We start from the raw sequence: 14,477 nt of genomic DNA, 5'->3' as shown, positions 1-14,477 counted from the left end.
GAGTTCTCCCATGACCGAAGACACCCCCCTTTCCGTCACGATGGAAAAGGATGGCGAAATCGCCGTCATCATCGTCAACAACCCTCCCGTGAACGCGCTGAGCTGGCACGTCCGCCAAGGGCTGGAAGATAATTTCACCGCCGCGCTCGCCGACGACAGCGTCAAGGCGATCGTGCTGCGCTGCGCCGGCGCGACCTTCATCGCGGGCGCCGACATCAGCGAATTCGGCAAGCCGCCGCGCGGCCCCGATTTCAACGCGGTGCTCAACAGCATCGAGGCGGCATCGAAGCCCGTCGTCGCCGCGATCCACGGCACCGCGCTCGGCGGCGGTCTCGAAACCGCGCTCGTCTGTCATTACCGCGTCGCGGTGCCCTCGGCAAAGCTCGGCGTGCCCGAGGTCAAGCTCGGCCTGCTGCCCGGTGCGGGCGGCACGCAGCGCCTGCCGCGCATCGTCGGAGTCGAAGCCGCGGCGACGATGACCTCGACCGGCGATCCGGTTCCGGCACCGAAGGCGAAGGAAATGGGGCTGGTGGACGAACTGGCGGGCGAGGACAGCCTGGCCGCCGACGCGATTGCCTTTGCCCGCGCCAAGATCGCCGACGGCCCGCGCCCGACGCGCGAACGTGCGGTATTCGGTGACGTGGCGGTGATCGAACAGCTCAAGGCCAAGAATGCCAAGCGCTGGCGCGGGTTCGAGGCGCCCTATGCCAACCTCGCCTGCGTCGAGGCGGCGACGCGCCTGCCCTTCGAAGAAGGCCTCGCCTTCGAGCGCGAGCAGTTCATGAAGCTGATGTTCGGCAGCCAGTCGGCGGCGCAGCGTCACATCTTCTTCGCCGAGCGTCAGGCGGCCAAGATCGACGGCCTGCCCAAGGACACAGCCCTGCGCGACATCAAGAAGGTTGGCATCATCGGCGCCGGCACGATGGGCGGCGGGATCATGATGAACTTCCTGCAGAAGGGCATCCCGTGCACGATCGTCGAAATGCAACAGGACGCGCTCGACCGCGGGCTGGGTGTCGTGCGCAAGAATTACGACGCGTCGGCCGCCAAGGGCCGCTTCAAGCCCGAACAGGTCGAGGCTATGATGGGGCTGATCACCCCCTCGCTCAGCCTCGACGACCTGGCCGACTGCGACCTGATCATCGAGGCGGTCTATGAAAATATGGACGTCAAGAAGGACATTTTCGGCAAGCTCGACAAGATTGCGAAGCCCGGCGCGATCCTCGCGTCGAACACCAGCTACCTCGATATCGACGAGATCGCGACCGCGACGAGCCGCCCCGGCGACGTGCTCGGCATGCACTTCTTCTCGCCCGCCAATGTCATGAAGCTGCTTGAGGTCGTGCGCGGCGACAAGACCGCGCCCGACGCGCTCGCTACTGCCATGGCGATCGGCAAGAAGATCGGGAAGGTCGCGGTCGTCGCTGGCGTGTGTGACGGCTTCATCGGCAACCGGATGCTGAAACCCCGCCAGGTCGAGGCGATGAAGCTGCTGCTCGAAGGCGCGACCCCGGCGCAGGTCGACAAGGTGCATGTCGAATTCGGCATGCCGATGGGGCCGTTCCAGATGAGCGACCTTGCCGGTGTCGACATCGGCTGGCACCGCGACCCCAACCGCATCGAAAGCATCCGCGACGCGCTCGCCGCCGAGGGCCGCTGGGGCCAGAAGAAGCAGGCGGGCTTTTACGACTATGACGAGAAGCGCAACCCGTCGGAAAGCCCGCGCGTCGCCGAGATCATCGAGGAGTTCCGCAGCAAGGCGGGGGTCGAGAAGCGCGAGATCACCGACCAGGAGATCATCGAGCGCACGCTTTACCCGATGGTCAACGAGGGTGCGCTGATCCTGTCCGAAGGCAAGGCGCAGCGCGCGAGCGATATCGATGTCGTGTGGATCTATGGCTATGGCTGGCCGGTCTATCGCGGCGGCCCGATGTTCTGGGCCGGGCTGGAAGGCACCGACAAGATCGTCGCGGCGCTCGAGAAGCACGGATTTGCGGTCGCGCCGCTGCTGAAGGAAAAAGCGGAGGCGAAGTCGGGCTTCTAAAGCCCTTCGCCGCTTACAAAAGTCAGGCCGTCTGTCCCGCCGTGGGGCAGCCGGCCTTTCTTTTGCTTTCGCGCTGCCGGAGGCACGACCGAAAACTTGCGATTCAGGGTTAAAGCGCTGGCAAGACCTGCCGTTAGGGCAGAGCATGCACGCCATGTCCGCCCTCGCCGTCCTTTTGCTCGCTGGCAGCGCGCCGGCCGCCGCGCCCGTGGCGGCGCCGCAGGCTACTGCCGTCGCCGTGGCGCGCGCACGGATATTGGCGCCCGCCGAGGTGCGGCGGGTGGAGGGCCGGATCGAAGTCAGGACCGGCGATCGCAGGGCGCCCACGCAAGTGCATCGCACCGAGCGGCGCGACGGCGGCGAGACGGCGGATTTTTACTAGACCCGCCTAACCTGACGTTCGTGTCGAGCCTAGTCGAGACACGCCAGCACAGCGCCGGACGCATCTCGACTACGCTCGATGCGAACGGGGTTGGGTGTAAGGCCTCAGCCCTGCAGCGTCTGGATGATCGCCGAAAAGTCGCGGCCGTCCTTGTCGGCCTCGACGAAGGCTTCGTAGAGTTCGCGCGCCTTCGACCCCATCGGGACGTCGGCGTCGACGCTCACCGCCGCTTCCATCGCGAGGCGCAGATCCTTGAGCATCAGCGCCGCGGCGAAACCACCCTTATAATCATTGTCGGCCGGGGTGGTCGGGCCGACTCCGGGGAGCGGCGCGTAGCTGGTAAGCGACCAGCACTGCCCCGACGACACGCTGGCGATGTCGAAGAATTTCTGCGGATCGAGCCCCAATTTCTGCGCCAGCGCGAGCGTCTCGCACGTCGCGACCATCGAGGCGCCGAGGAGCATGTTGTTGCAGATCTTCGCCGCCTGCCCCGCGCCCGCGTCGCCGGCGTGGATCACCGCCTTGCCCATCTTGGCGAGGATCGGCTCGGCACGCGCGAAGCCTTCGCCGGTGCCGCCGACCATGAAGGTCAGCGTGCCGGCATTGGCCGCGGCGATGCCGCCCGATACGGGCGCGTCGACCGCGACGAGGCCCTTGGCGGTCGCGGCTTCGATATTGGCGCGCGCGGTCGCGACGTCGATCGTCGAGCAGTCGAGCAGCAAGGTGCCCGGCGCCGCGTTGGGGAAGACGTCGCTTTCATAGACACCCGCGACATGCTTGCCCGCGGGGAGCATGGTGACGACGGCTTCGGCGCCGGTCACGGCTTGGGCGGCCGATGCGGCGCGCGCGCAGCCCGCCTCGACGGCGCGCGCGAGCGCCTCTTCGCTGAGGTCGAAGGCGCGGACTTCGTGCCCCGCCTTCGCCAGATTCGCGGCCATCCCGCCGCCCATGTTACCGAGTCCGATAAAGGCGATTTTCATAGCAGTTCCAATTCACTGAGAATGACGATTATGCCTAGAAAGGCAAAGAATGGGCCGAGCATGAAACCAAGAATGGCTTGGAGATGTTTGATGAGCCAATCGAGCCTTTTGGGAGGAAGCGGTTCGACGCCAGTTGCTTTCAGAATTCCCGCCTCCAGCAAGCTGATCGTCTCTTCTTTCCGGTATCGCCAGTGATTCCACCCGACCCAGAAGAGCAGCATGCCTATCGCCAGATAGCCGATGCCGACAATCACCGACCCTTCCACACGCCTTCGCGCTTTTCGATGAAGGCGGCCATGCCTTCGGCCTTGTCTTCGGTCGCGGCGAGGATCTGGAACAGGCGGCGTTCGTAGATCAGGCCCTGGTCGAGCGTCGTCTCGAACGCGGCGTTGACCATGTCCTTGTTCACCATCGCGGCCATCGGGGGCATCGACGCGATCGTGGTCGCGGTCTTCACCGCTTCGTCCACGAGTGTCGCATGCTCGACGACGCGCGCAACGAGGCCCGAGCGTTCGGCTTCGGCGGCGTCCATCATCCGGCCGGTGAGGCACATTTCCATCGCCTTCGCCTTGCCGATTGCGCGCGTCAGCCGCTGCGACCCGCCCATGCCCGGCGCGACGCCGAGCTTGATTTCGGGCTGGCCGAATTTCGCCTTGTCCGACGCGATGATGAAGTCGGCCATCATCGCGAGTTCGCAGCCGCCGCCCAAGGCAAAACCGTTGACCGCGGCGATCCACGGCTTGCGGATCTTCTTCACGAAATCGCTCGTCCATTTCGAGAAGAAATCCTCGAGGTAGAAATCGGACGCCGGCTTGTCGGCCATTTCCTTGATGTCGGCGCCCGCGGCAAAGGCCTTGTCGCCCGATCCGGTGAGCACGGCACAGCGCTGGCTGTCGTCGGCCTCGAAGGCTGCAAAGGCGGCGATCAGATCGTCAAGCACGCCCGAGTTGAGCGCGTTGAGCGCCTGCGGGCGGTTGAGTGTCACCAGCGTGACGGCGCCGCTCTGTTCGACGAGGAGAGTTTCGTAGCTCATAGCGGGGTCCATTTCTCATTGTCGGGAAGGGGAGCAAAGATCGCGTCGATCCAGTCGTCGGTGACCGCTTCGGGGGTCGGCGGATCCCATTTCGGGCTGTTGTCCTTGTCGATGATCAGCGCGCGGACGCCTTCGATGAAGTCGTGCATCTGGACGACGCGGCTGCCGATCGCATATTCCTGCGTCATCTGCGCGGCGAAGTCGTGCATCTCGCCGCCTTCCTTGAGCTGGCGGAGCGCGACCTTGCAGGTCTGCGGGCTCTTGCCGTGGAGCGTTGCCAGCTCCTTGGCCGCCCATTCGCCGCCGTCGGCTTCGAGCGCGGCGAGAATGTCCTCATAGGTGTCGCTCGCGAACAGGCGGTTGATCCGTTCGAGATTCTGGGTGATGTCGGCGGGCGGCGCGGTGACCGACAGTTCGCCCAAGATGCCGCCGATGCGGTCGGGGTCGACCGCGATGCGCGCCTTGGCCTCGCCAAGTTTCTCCGACGGCAGATAATGCGTCGCGAGGCCGAGCGCGAGACATTCGGCGCCGTCGAGCCGCGCACCGGTGAGCGCAAGAAATGCGCCAACGCGCCCTTCGAGCCGCGGCAGATACCAGCCGCCGCCGACGTCGGGGAACAGGCCGATTCCCGTTTCGGGCATCGCGAAGCGCGTATGCTCGGTCGCGACGCGATATTTCGCCGGCTGCGAAATGCCGACCCCGCCGCCCATGGTGATGCCGTCCATGAAGGCGACGACGGGTTTGGGGTAGGTGAAGAGCAGGTGGTTGAGGCGATATTCGGTGTGGAAGAAGGCGCGCGCCTCTTTGCCGTCCTTCGCCCCGCTCTCCGCGAGCATGCGGATGTCGCCGCCCGCGCAGAAACCGCGTCCCTCGCTATGATCGATGATCACCGCCTCGACTGCATCGTCATCGCGCCACTTTAAAAGCGCGTCGATCATCGCTTCGCACATGGCGAGATTGAGCGCATGGATCGCCTTGGGGCGGTTGAGCGAGATGCGGCCGACGCGGACGTCGGTTGCAATCAATACATCTTCGGTCATTGGCGCAGCAGGTCCCTTCCGACGATCATCCGCATCACCTGATTGGTGCCTTCGAGGATTGAATGGACGCGCAGGTCGCGCCAGAAACGCTCGATCGGATAGTCGCGGAGATAGCCATAGCCGCCGAACAACTGCAGCGCGTCGTTGACGATCTTGCTGCCATTGTCGGTCGCGAGTCTTTTCGCCATCGCCGAGAAGCGCGACTTGTCGGGCGCGTTCGCGGTGACCTTGGCCGCCGCCATGTAGAGCAGCGCGCGCGATGCTTCGAGGTCGGTCGCCATGTCGGCGAGCATGAACTGGGTGTTCTGGAAATCGGCGATCGGTTGCCCGAACTGCTGGCGGTCCTTGGTGTAGGCGATCGCTTCGTCGAGGCAGCGCTGCGCGCCCCCGAGCGAGCAGGCGCCGATGTTGAGGCGGCCGCCGTCGAGTCCCGCCATCGCGAAGCGGAAGCCGTCGCCCTCCGCGCCGACCAGATTTTCCGCAGGCACGCGGCAATCCTCGAAGATCACTTGGGCCGTAGGCGAAGAATTCCAGCCGAGCTTCTTCTCGGGGGCGCCGAAGCTGAGGCCCGGCGTGTCCTTTTCGACTACGAGGCAGCTGATCCCCTTCGATTTCTCTTCGCCGGTGCGCACCATGCAGACATAGATGTCGTTGACGCCCGCGCCCGAGATGAACTGCTTGGTGCCGTTCAGCACATAATGGTCGCCGTCCTTTTTCGCCGTGGTCTTGAGCGCCGCGGCGTCCGACCCCGAGCCCGGCTCGGTCAGGCAATAGCTCGCGATCTTTTCCATGCTGACGAGGCTCGGCAGGAACCGCTCCTTGATCGCCGCGCCGCCGAAACGGTCAATCATCCACGTCGCCATATTGTGGATCGAGACATAGGCGCTGGTCGCGGGGCAACCATAGGCCATCGCCTCCATGATCAGCGCCGCCTCGAGCCGGCCGAGCCCGATGCCGCCCGATTCCTCGGCGACGTAGATCGCGCCGAAGCCGAGCTCGCCCGCCGCCTTCCACACATCGACGGGATAATGGCTTTTCTCGTCCCACTCGGCCGCAAAGGGCGTGATGCGATCGGCGGTGAATTTGCGCGCCATGTCCTGAATGGCGAGCTGGTCGTCGGTAAGCTGGAACTGGTCGGTCATGGTCATTTCTCTAGGATAGCGTCGGCTTCGATTTCGACTTTCCACTCGGGGCGAATCAGCGCTGGGATGACGAGCATCGTCGATGCCGGGCGGATGTCGCCGAACATCGTGCCGTGCGCGCCGCCGACGAGGTCGGCATCGGCGGGGTCGGTAATATATATGCGCGTGCGCACGACATCAGCGGGCGACCCGCCGAGCGCCGCGAGCGCCTCGGCGATGATGGTCAGGCAGCGCGCGGCCTGAACCCCCGCATCGCCGACGGTTGAACTGCCGTCGGCCTCGATCGGCGCACAGCCCCCCACGTCGATGCGGTCCCCCACCCGAACCGCGCGGCTATAGCCGTAAATCGGTTCGAACGGGGACGCCGAGGAGTGATTGCGCCGGGACGCGTCAGCCACAGGTGACCTGCGTGATCTTCGAAGCATCGTCATACATGACGTTCACGCGGTCGACGCGATAGTCCATCGTCATCGCCGAGCGCGGCGGCCCCCAGCGCAGCGTGCGCGCGCCCGATGCCTTTAGTATCGCCGCGCCGAGATCGGGGGTGACGCTCTGGCCGACATAGGATTGCACTGCATCGGCATTGCACGTCATTTCGGCCTCGGGCGGCGGCGGGGTCGATTCGATGGGCGCATCGCTGCTCGAGCAGGCGGCAAGCGGCAGGGCGGCGGCAAGTGCGAGCAAGCGAATGTCCATCGATAATCTCCCTTAAAAAAAACCGTCATCCGGCGCAGCGCGTATAGCGCATCGCGCCTGCCGCGGCACCCTCGCCCGAATCGCGACGAACGAGCGTCTTGCCGCCGTCGACGAGTTCGAGCCGCATCCGCCGATCCCATTCCTCGCCCTCGCCGCTGAACTTATAGTCGGCGACGATGTTGCTCGCGTCGCTCTTCTGCACAGCGGCAAGCTCACCGTGCGATTCGAAGAAACGCAAATTTGTCGCGTCGATGGTCAGCGCGGTGAGGTCGGCGCCCTTCTTTGCGGCGCAATCGGCGGCCTTCAGCGCCCAGCGGCCGCGGATCGCGGGCGGGATCGTCTTGCCGTCGATTTTGTCGCCGGGTTCGGTCTTTGCTGGCGCTTCGGGTTCTGCGTCCGGCACGGGCGTTTCGGCGGGCGCCGGGCGCTCGGCCTTTTGCAGCGGGCCGATATCCGAGCTGGCTTCGGGTCCCGTTTCCTCATCCTGCCCGCCGCTGCACGCGGCGAGCAACAACAGCGCGGCAGGCATTGTCCATCGCATCATCGTCATTCTCCTTCGGAGGGAGAAATGTTCGACCGGACGCAGAGGTTTCACCATGCGCCCGATCCGCGATCACCCCATCGTCGGGATGACGAAGGCATTGCCGGCGTCGCCAACCCCACCCGCGGCGCCGTCGGGCCAGCGTGCGGTGACGGTCTTGACCTTGGTCCAGAATTTGACGCCTTCCATACCATGCTGGTTGGTGTCGCCGAACGCCGACCGCTTCCAGCCGCCGAATGTGTGATAGGCCACGGGCACCGGGATCGGCACGTTGATGCCGACCATGCCGACCTGCACGCGCGCCGCGAATTCGCGCGCGGCGTGGCCGTTGCGCGTGAAGATCGCGACGCCGTTGCCGTACTGATGCTTCGAGGGCAGTTCGAGCGCGGCCTCGAAATCGGGGGCACGAACGATTTGCAGCACGGGGCCGAAAATCTCTTCCTTGTAGCTTTCCATGTCGGGGGTGACGTGATCGAACAGCGTCGGACCGACGAAAAAGCCCTTTTCATGCCCCTGCAGCGTGAAGCCGCGGCCGTCGACGACGAGTTCGGCGCCTTCGTCGGCGCATTTGGCGATCCAGCCCTCGACCTTTTCCTTGTGTGCCTGCGTGACGACGGGGCCGTAATGCGCCTCGGCATCGGTCGACACGCCGACGCGCAGCGCCTCGATCGCGGGGACCAGTTTTTCGCGCAGCCGGTTCGCTGTGTCTTCGCCCACGGGAACGACGACCGGCAGCGCCATGCAGCGCTCGCCCGCCGAACCGAAGGCCGCGCCGGTGAGGTCGTTCACGACCTGGTCGAGATCGGCGTCGGGCATGACGATACCATGGTTCTTCGCGCCGCCCATCGCCTGCACGCGCTTGCCGTTGGCGACGCCGCGGTTGTAGACATAATGCGCGATGTCCGACGAGCCGACGAAGCTGACCGCGCCGATGTCGGGATGGTCAAGAATCGCGTCGACCATTTCCTTGTCACCATGGACGGTCTGGAAAATCCCCTCGGGCATACCCGCTTCGAGGAACAGCTCCGACAGGCGGACGGGGACCGACGGATCACGCTCGCTGGGTTTCAGGATGAACGCGTTGCCCGTCGCGGTCGCGACGCCGCCCATCCACAGCGGGATCATCGCGGGGAAGTTGAACGGGGTGATGCCCGCGCCGATGCCGACCGGCTGGCGCATCGAATAGACGTCGATGCCGGGACCGGCGCCCTGTGTATATTCGCCCTTCAGCACATGCGGGATGCCGCAGCAGAATTCGATGACTTCGAGGCCGCGCTGGATGTCGCCCTTTGAATCGGCGATCACCTTGCCATGTTCGGCCGAGAGCATTTCGGCGAGCTGGTTCATATTGGCTTCGACGAGGCGCTTGAATTCGAACATCACGCGCGCGCGGCGCTGCGGGTTGGTGGCGGCCCAGGCGGGCTGCGCGGCCTTCGCGGCGGCGACGGCGCGATCGAGGACGGCGCGGTCGCCGAGGGCGACCTGCGCCTGCACGCCGCCGTTATTGGGGTCGAGGACATCGCCGAAGCGGCTGCCGCCGCCGGCGCCGCCGACGATGTGATGGTCGATCTGTCGCATATCCGAGTCTCCCATAAGACGTTGTCGCTGCAACAGCCGAGTTGCGGGGCGATTGCAAGGGATAGACTTGCAGGGTAACCCTGCATATTTGCAGCTTATGGACTGGGACGAGCTGCAATATTTCCTGTTCGTCGCACGCCACGGCACGCTCGCGCGCGCCGGCGCGGCGCTGCACGTCGATGCTACGACGGTTAGTCGCCGCGTGAGCGCCTTGGAGGCGGCGCTCGGCCAGACCTTGTTCGAACGCGCGCCGACGGGGTTTGTTCTGACCGCCGCAGGCCGGGCGCTCGTCCCGCACGCCGAAGCGATGGCGGCAGCGGCGGCACGTATCCATTCGGGGCGCGAAGGCGAGTCGGGATTGTCGGGGCAATTGCGCGTGAGCGTCTCCGAAGGCTTCGGCAACAGCTTCATCGCGCCGCGATTGGGTAAGTTCGTCGCGGCGCATCCCGAGCTCGAGATCGACCTCGTCGCTTCGTCGGGCTTTCTCAACCCGTCGCGGCGCGAGGCCGATATGGCGGTGTTGCTCGCGCGGCCGCGCAAAGGCCCGCTGATCACGCGCAAACTGTCGGACTACAGCCTCGGCCTCTACGCCCCCGCAGAGCGGCCCGACTGGCAGGAAGCGGTCGCCGCCGCGCCGCTGTCGCGCGCGGGGATTCCGGTGATCGGTTATATGCCCGACATCCTCTATGCGCCCGAACTCGATTATCTGGGCGAGATCGAACCGGGGCTCCGCGCAAGTGTCCGCTCTTCCTCCATCCTCGCGCAGCGGCGGATGATCGCGGGCGGCGCGGGGGTCGGCGTGCTCCCCTGCTTTTTGGCTGCGGGCGATCCGGGGCTGGTGCGTGTGCGGCCCGATCAGGTCATCGCGCGCGCCTTCTGGCTCGCGCTCCATCGCGACGTCGCGCCGCAGCCGCGCATTCGGGCGTTTATCGACTGGCTCGATGCCGAGGTAAGGGAAAGCCGGGGCTTGCTCGTACCCGTCTAGGCCGGGCGCCATTCCGATGCGATCAGCCCGCCTTCGCCGAACAATCTTGCCATCGCATCGGGGCTTGCCGCCGCCTCGCGCAACTTGTCCGCGAGCGGATCGTCGATCGGATGGTCACTGCGCAGGAAAGCGATCCATGCCGCGATCGCGGCCTCGATCGACGGGCAACGCACCCCACGCGCCTGATGCCATGCCAAGGTTTCGAGCCAGCGCTGCGGGATCTTCTGGCTGCCGTCCATCGCGATCTGGGCCAGCCGGTGATGCAGCGCTGGATTGGCGAAGCGGTCGAGCAGCGCATCGGCGTAGGAAGAAAGATCCTGCTCCGGCGCCGCGTCGATCGTCGGCGCGGCCTCGGCGCGCATCAGCCGCTCGATCACCGGGCGGATGGCGGGGTCGGCGATCGCCTGATGGACATATTCGTGACCGCGGCCAAGCCCGATATAGGCGAGCGCCGAGTGGGCGCCGTTGAGCATCCTGAGCTTGGCGGTCTCATAGGGGGCGACGTCAGCGACAAGTTCGGCCCCGACATTTTCCCAACGCGGGCGCGGGCCGGCGAAATCATCTTCGATCACCCACTGGCTGAAGCCTTCGGTGACCACCGCCCCCTCGTCGCGCGCACCGAGAGTGGCTTCGATGGCGGCACGGTCGGCGTCGGTCGTCGCTGGAACGATGCGGTCGATCATCGTCGAGGGAGAGCGGCATTCGCTGTCGAACCACCCAAGCACATCGGAATATTCGGCGGCGAGATACTGGCGCATCAGCGCCTTCAGCGCCGCGCCATTTCCGGCGAGATTGTCGCAGCTAAGCAGCGTCAGCCCGCCAAACCCCGCTGCCTTGCGCGCGGCAAGTCCGGCGCCGACAAAGCGATAGAGGCTCGACGCACCACGTGCGGCGGCGAGATCGAGCGTGCCATCAGCGCCGCGGAGATAACCCTTCTCGGTAACCGTGAAGCTGACGATATGCGTCGTCGGCGCGGCGATGGCGTCGATGACGGCCTGCGCTTCGTCGGCCGCGACGAGCACATGTCGCACCGCGCCGACCTCGCGCAGTCGCGTCCCGGCCGCGCTGCGCGTCGCGACGGTGTAGAGCCCGTCCTGCGGGTTCAGCTGCGCCGCGACATCGCCCGAGCGCAGCGACACGCCAATGATGCCCCAGTCGCGATCGCCCGCGTTCATCGCGTCGTCGGTGTAGACCGCCTGATGCGCGCGATGAAAGGCGCCGATGCCGATATGGACGATGCCGGCCGCCTGGACGGCGCGGTCGTAGCCCGGCGCCTGCACCGACGCCGGGAGTGGCGTATCGGGGCCGAGCCTCACAGCTTGTAGGCCGCCTTGGCGAGATTGTAGCTGAGGTCGGCCGCAAGCTCCGCGGCCTCCCATTCCTCCATCCGGTGTTCGGCAACGAGCTGCGCGAGGAAGCCGCAATCGACACGCCGCGCGACATCGTGGCGCGCCGGGATCGACAGGAAGGCGCGGGTATCGTCGTTGAAGCCCACCGTGTTGTAGAAGCCTGCGGTCTCGGTCATCTGGTTCCTGAAGCGGCGCATCCCTTCGGGACTGTCGTGGAACCACCACGCCGGGCCGATCTTCAGCGCCGGATAATGACCCGCAAGCGGCGCCAACTCTCTCGCGTAGCTCGTCTCGTCGAGCGTGAAGAGGATGATCGTCAGCGCGGCTTCGTTTCCATATTTGCCGAGGAGCGGACGCAGCGCGTGGACGTAGTCGGTCGCCATCGGGATATCGGCACCCTTGTCGCGGCCATAGTTCGCAAACAACCACGGGTTGTGATTGCGGAAGGCGCCGGGGTGGATCTGCATCACGAGTCCGTCGTCGAGGCTCATCCCCGCCATCACCGTCAGCATATGCGCGCGGAACAGTTCGGCCTCGGCGGCGCTGACATTTGCCCCGGCGACGCGCGCGAACAAGGCTTCGGCCTCGGCATCGGACAAATCGGCGGTGGCCGCGGTCGGATGGCCGTGGTCGGTCGAGGTCGCGCCCATTTCCGCGAAGAAGGCACGACGATTGCGGTGCGCGGCGAGATAGCCCGAATAGCTGAAGGCATCCTCGCCCGACAGTTCGGAGAAACGCCGGAGGTTGTCGCGAAACCCCTCAAACTCGGGATCGACGACGGGATCGGGGCGATAGGCGGTGATGACGCGTCCGCCCCATTCGCCGCTTTCGTTCGCGGCGCGGATCGCAGCATGATGTTCGAGCGTGTCGAGCGGGCTTTCAGTCGTCGCGATCACTTCGATCCCGAACCGGTCGAACAGCGCGCGCGGGCGAAAGGCGTCGGTCGCCAGCACCTCGGTGATACGGTCGTAATAGAGGTCCGACGTTTCGGCCGAAAATTGCACGTCGAAGCCGAACGCCTCGGCGAACACCCAATCCATCCACATCCGCGACGGGGTGCCGCGAAAGAGATGGTAGTTCTGCGCAAAGAGCCGCCAGCTTTCGCGCGGGTCGGCGTCACGGTTCCGGATACCCAGATCATCGAGCGAAATGCCCTGCGAATAAAGCATCCGGAACACATAATGATCGGGATGGAGCAGCAGCTCCGCCGCGTTGCCGAAGGGCGCGTTGCCCGCGAACCATGCCGGATCGGTGTGCCCGTGCGGGCTGACGATCGGCAGGTCCGCCACCTCTTTATAGAGCCGGCGCGCGATGTCGCGCTGCACCGGGTCGGACGGAAAGAGACGGTCGGGGGAGAGGTGCAGCGGGCGCGGCATGGCGTTATTTTGCGCTTTCTACGCTGACCGGCGCAAGGCGCGGACTCAGGATATGGACCGCGAGCACAGCGAGGAAATAGACGGTCGTGCAGGCGGCGAAGATGAGCGTGTAATTGCCCCCCGTCGCGTCGAGCACGAGCCCGGTCGATTTCGCCATGATCATGCCGCCGACGCCGCCCATGAAGCCACCGAGCCCGATCACCGATCCGACCGCGCGTTTGGGGAACATGTCGGGCGGGATCGAGAGAATCGTCGACGAAAAGGCCTGATGTCCCGCGAGCGCGATGCCGATCAGCACGACCGCGAGCCACATATTGTCGAGCGCGGTGACGAACAGCAGCGGCAGCACGCAAAGGCCGGCTCCGATCATCGTGACCTTGCGCGCGAAATTGACGCTGTGGCCCGACTGGATCAGCTTCGATGACACCCAGCCGCCGAGAATGCTGCCGGCGTCGGAGAGCAGATACATGATGATCATCGGCAACAGCACGATCTTCAGATCGACGTCGTAGGTGGTGCTGAAATATTTGGGCAGCCAGAAGAGCATCAGGAACCACACCGGGTCGGTCAGGAATTTGGCGGCCGCGAACGCCCACGCCTCGCGCTTGGTGACGATGGCGCCCCAGCCGAGCCGCTCGACCTTTTCGGGCGGGTCATGTTCGATCCATGCGAGTTCGGCCTCGCTGACCTTTCCGCTCTCGCGCGGATTGCTGTAGAGCCAGAGCCAGAGGATCAGCAGCAGGGCGCCGAAGGCGCCGGTGTAGATAAAGGTTTCGCGCCAGTCGAAGCCGAGCACGCGCATGAACAAGGCCACCGTCGGCGCGGTCAGGATGACGCCGATCGTCGTCGCGCTGTTGACCCAGCCGATCGCATAGGAGCGTTCCTTTTGCGGGAACCATTCGCTCGATGCGCGGACGACCGAGGGAAAATGCCCCGCCTCGCCGACGCCGAGGATGATGCGCGCGAGCATGAAGGAGACGACCGATGAGGCGAAACCATGCGCGACATGGCCAACGGTCCAGATCGAGATCGCGATCGCATAGCCGATCTTGGGTCCGAAGCGGTCGATCAGCCACCCCATGAGGAGAAAGCCCAGCGCATAGGCGAACTGGAAGGCGGTGACGATATTGCCATAGTCGTTCTCGGTCCACTTGAGCTCGTCGCCGAGGGTTGGCGCGAGCAGCCCGAGCATGGTGCGGTCGATATAATTGACCGTCGTCGCGGCGAACAACACCCCGACGATCAGCCAGCGGTAACGCCCCGACCGAGGCACCGGCGCCGCCGTCCCTCCGTCCGCGAATGCCTGTGCCATAATCCTCTCCTGTTATCTG

The 14,477-nt window shown here is 65.4% G+C and carries 15 protein-coding genes; 3 read left to right on the top strand and 12 right to left on the bottom strand.

Annotation, left to right across the window (positions count from 1 at the left end; all coding sequences use genetic code 11):
• Window positions 1–10: 10 nt before the first annotated feature.
• The gene (locus E5675_RS00800; protein WP_136173013.1) at window positions 11–2,044 is read left to right on the top strand and encodes a 3-hydroxyacyl-CoA dehydrogenase NAD-binding domain-containing protein; all 2,034 of its coding nucleotides are present in this window, start codon (window positions 11–13) and stop codon (window positions 2,042–2,044) included.
• A 154-nt stretch (window positions 2,045–2,198) separates the two neighbouring features.
• Window positions 2,199–2,426, top strand: coding sequence for a hypothetical protein (locus tag E5675_RS00795; protein WP_247594735.1), 228 nt, complete (start codon window positions 2,199–2,201; stop codon window positions 2,424–2,426).
• Between the two features lie 104 nt (window positions 2,427–2,530).
• Here E5675_RS00795 and mmsB read toward each other — a convergent pair whose 3' ends face one another.
• The 9 genes from mmsB to E5675_RS00750 all read right to left on the bottom strand — a co-directional run bounded on the left by mmsB (window position 2,531) and on the right by E5675_RS00750 (window position 9,436).
• On the bottom strand, window positions 2,531–3,406 hold the full coding sequence (gene mmsB / locus E5675_RS00790) for a 3-hydroxyisobutyrate dehydrogenase (RefSeq protein WP_136173011.1): 876 nt from the start codon (window positions 3,404–3,406) through the stop codon (window positions 2,531–2,533).
• Window positions 3,403–3,660: a hypothetical protein gene (locus E5675_RS00785; protein ID WP_136173010.1), complete on the bottom strand. Its 258-nt coding sequence runs from the start codon at window positions 3,658–3,660 to the stop codon at window positions 3,403–3,405. The genes mmsB and E5675_RS00785 overlap by 4 nt, the downstream gene beginning before the upstream one ends.
• A complete protein-coding gene (locus E5675_RS00780) occupies window positions 3,657–4,439 on the bottom strand; it encodes an enoyl-CoA hydratase-related protein (RefSeq protein WP_136173009.1) in 783 nt (260 codons plus the stop codon). Before E5675_RS00780 ends, E5675_RS00785 begins: the two co-directional genes overlap by 4 nt.
• Window positions 4,436–5,479, bottom strand: coding sequence for an enoyl-CoA hydratase/isomerase family protein (locus E5675_RS00775; protein WP_136173008.1), 1,044 nt, complete (start codon window positions 5,477–5,479; stop codon window positions 4,436–4,438). The genes E5675_RS00780 and E5675_RS00775 overlap by 4 nt, the downstream gene beginning before the upstream one ends.
• Window positions 5,476–6,621, bottom strand: coding sequence for an acyl-CoA dehydrogenase family protein (locus E5675_RS00770; protein WP_136173007.1), 1,146 nt, complete (start codon window positions 6,619–6,621; stop codon window positions 5,476–5,478). Before E5675_RS00770 ends, E5675_RS00775 begins: the two co-directional genes overlap by 4 nt.
• A 2-nt stretch (window positions 6,622–6,623) precedes the next feature.
• Complete coding sequence (locus E5675_RS00765) at window positions 6,624–7,019, bottom strand: RidA family protein (RefSeq protein ID WP_247594734.1); 396 nt, start codon at window positions 7,017–7,019, stop codon at window positions 6,624–6,626.
• Window positions 7,012–7,317, bottom strand: coding sequence for an I78 family peptidase inhibitor (locus E5675_RS00760; protein WP_136173005.1), 306 nt, complete (start codon window positions 7,315–7,317; stop codon window positions 7,012–7,014). Before E5675_RS00760 ends, E5675_RS00765 begins: the two co-directional genes overlap by 8 nt.
• Window positions 7,318–7,342: 25 nt before the next feature.
• Entirely contained in the window at window positions 7,343–7,861 is a 519-nt protein-coding gene (locus E5675_RS00755) for a hypothetical protein (protein WP_136173004.1), read from the bottom strand.
• Between the two features lie 69 nt (window positions 7,862–7,930).
• Window positions 7,931–9,436 carry a CoA-acylating methylmalonate-semialdehyde dehydrogenase gene (locus E5675_RS00750; RefSeq protein WP_136173003.1) on the bottom strand — a complete coding sequence of 502 codons (1,506 nt, stop codon included), beginning with the start codon at window positions 9,434–9,436 and terminating at the stop codon, window positions 7,931–7,933.
• 97 nt (window positions 9,437–9,533) lie between these two features.
• On the opposite strand from E5675_RS00750, the gene E5675_RS00745 reads away from it, so the two are divergent.
• Entirely contained in the window at window positions 9,534–10,421 is an 888-nt protein-coding gene (locus E5675_RS00745) for a LysR family transcriptional regulator (RefSeq protein ID WP_136176275.1), read from the top strand.
• Here E5675_RS00745 and E5675_RS00740 read toward each other — a convergent pair.
• Genes E5675_RS00740 through E5675_RS00730 form a run of 3 tightly spaced genes read right to left on the bottom strand, consistent with a single transcriptional unit; the run spans window position 10,418 to window position 14,458 of the window.
• Window positions 10,418–11,737, bottom strand: coding sequence for a mannitol dehydrogenase family protein (locus tag E5675_RS00740; RefSeq protein WP_348769818.1), 1,320 nt, complete (start codon window positions 11,735–11,737; stop codon window positions 10,418–10,420). The two genes, E5675_RS00745 and E5675_RS00740, sit on opposite strands and share 4 nt — an antisense overlap.
• Window positions 11,734–13,146: a glucuronate isomerase gene (uxaC, locus tag E5675_RS00735; protein WP_136173002.1), complete on the bottom strand. Its 1,413-nt coding sequence runs from the start codon at window positions 13,144–13,146 to the stop codon at window positions 11,734–11,736. Before uxaC ends, E5675_RS00740 begins: the two co-directional genes overlap by 4 nt.
• Before the next feature lie 4 nt (window positions 13,147–13,150).
• Window positions 13,151–14,458, bottom strand: a complete 1,308-nt coding sequence (locus E5675_RS00730; protein WP_136173001.1) for an MFS transporter — start codon at window positions 14,456–14,458, stop codon at window positions 13,151–13,153.
• Window positions 14,459–14,477 lie beyond the last annotated feature (19 nt).

The sequence above is a fragment of the Sphingopyxis sp. PAMC25046 genome (assembly GCF_004795895.1).
Taxonomy (GTDB): domain Bacteria; phylum Pseudomonadota; class Alphaproteobacteria; order Sphingomonadales; family Sphingomonadaceae; genus Sphingopyxis.
Note: the sequence above shows the minus strand (reverse complement) of the source record. Positions and strands in the feature narration are given on the sequence as shown.

Excerpts from the sequence above, each read along its gene's own strand:
- E5675_RS00780 (WP_136173009.1), bottom strand. The coding sequence starts at position 4,439 with ATGAGCTACGAAACTCTCCTCGTCGAACAGAGCGGCGCCGTCACGCTG.
- mmsB (WP_136173011.1), bottom strand. The coding sequence starts at position 3,406 with ATGAAAATCGCCTTTATCGGACTCGGTAACATGGGCGGCGGGATGGCC.
- E5675_RS00795 (WP_247594735.1), top strand. The coding sequence starts at position 2,199 with ATGTCCGCCCTCGCCGTCCTTTTGCTCGCTGGCAGCGCGCCGGCCGCC.
- E5675_RS00755 (WP_136173004.1), bottom strand. The coding sequence starts at position 7,861 with ATGATGCGATGGACAATGCCTGCCGCGCTGTTGTTGCTCGCCGCGTGC.
- E5675_RS00800 (WP_136173013.1), top strand. The coding sequence starts at position 11 with ATGACCGAAGACACCCCCCTTTCCGTCACGATGGAAAAGGATGGCGAA.
- E5675_RS00730 (WP_136173001.1), bottom strand. The coding sequence starts at position 14,458 with ATGGCACAGGCATTCGCGGACGGAGGGACGGCGGCGCCGGTGCCTCGG.
- uxaC (WP_136173002.1), bottom strand. The coding sequence starts at position 13,146 with ATGCCGCGCCCGCTGCACCTCTCCCCCGACCGTCTCTTTCCGTCCGAC.
- E5675_RS00760 (WP_136173005.1), bottom strand. The coding sequence starts at position 7,317 with ATGGACATTCGCTTGCTCGCACTTGCCGCCGCCCTGCCGCTTGCCGCC.
- E5675_RS00770 (WP_136173007.1), bottom strand. The coding sequence starts at position 6,621 with ATGACCGACCAGTTCCAGCTTACCGACGACCAGCTCGCCATTCAGGAC.
- E5675_RS00750 (WP_136173003.1), bottom strand. The coding sequence starts at position 9,436 with ATGCGACAGATCGACCATCACATCGTCGGCGGCGCCGGCGGCGGCAGC.
- E5675_RS00745 (WP_136176275.1), top strand. The coding sequence starts at position 9,534 with ATGGACTGGGACGAGCTGCAATATTTCCTGTTCGTCGCACGCCACGGC.
- E5675_RS00775 (WP_136173008.1), bottom strand. The coding sequence starts at position 5,479 with ATGACCGAAGATGTATTGATTGCAACCGACGTCCGCGTCGGCCGCATC.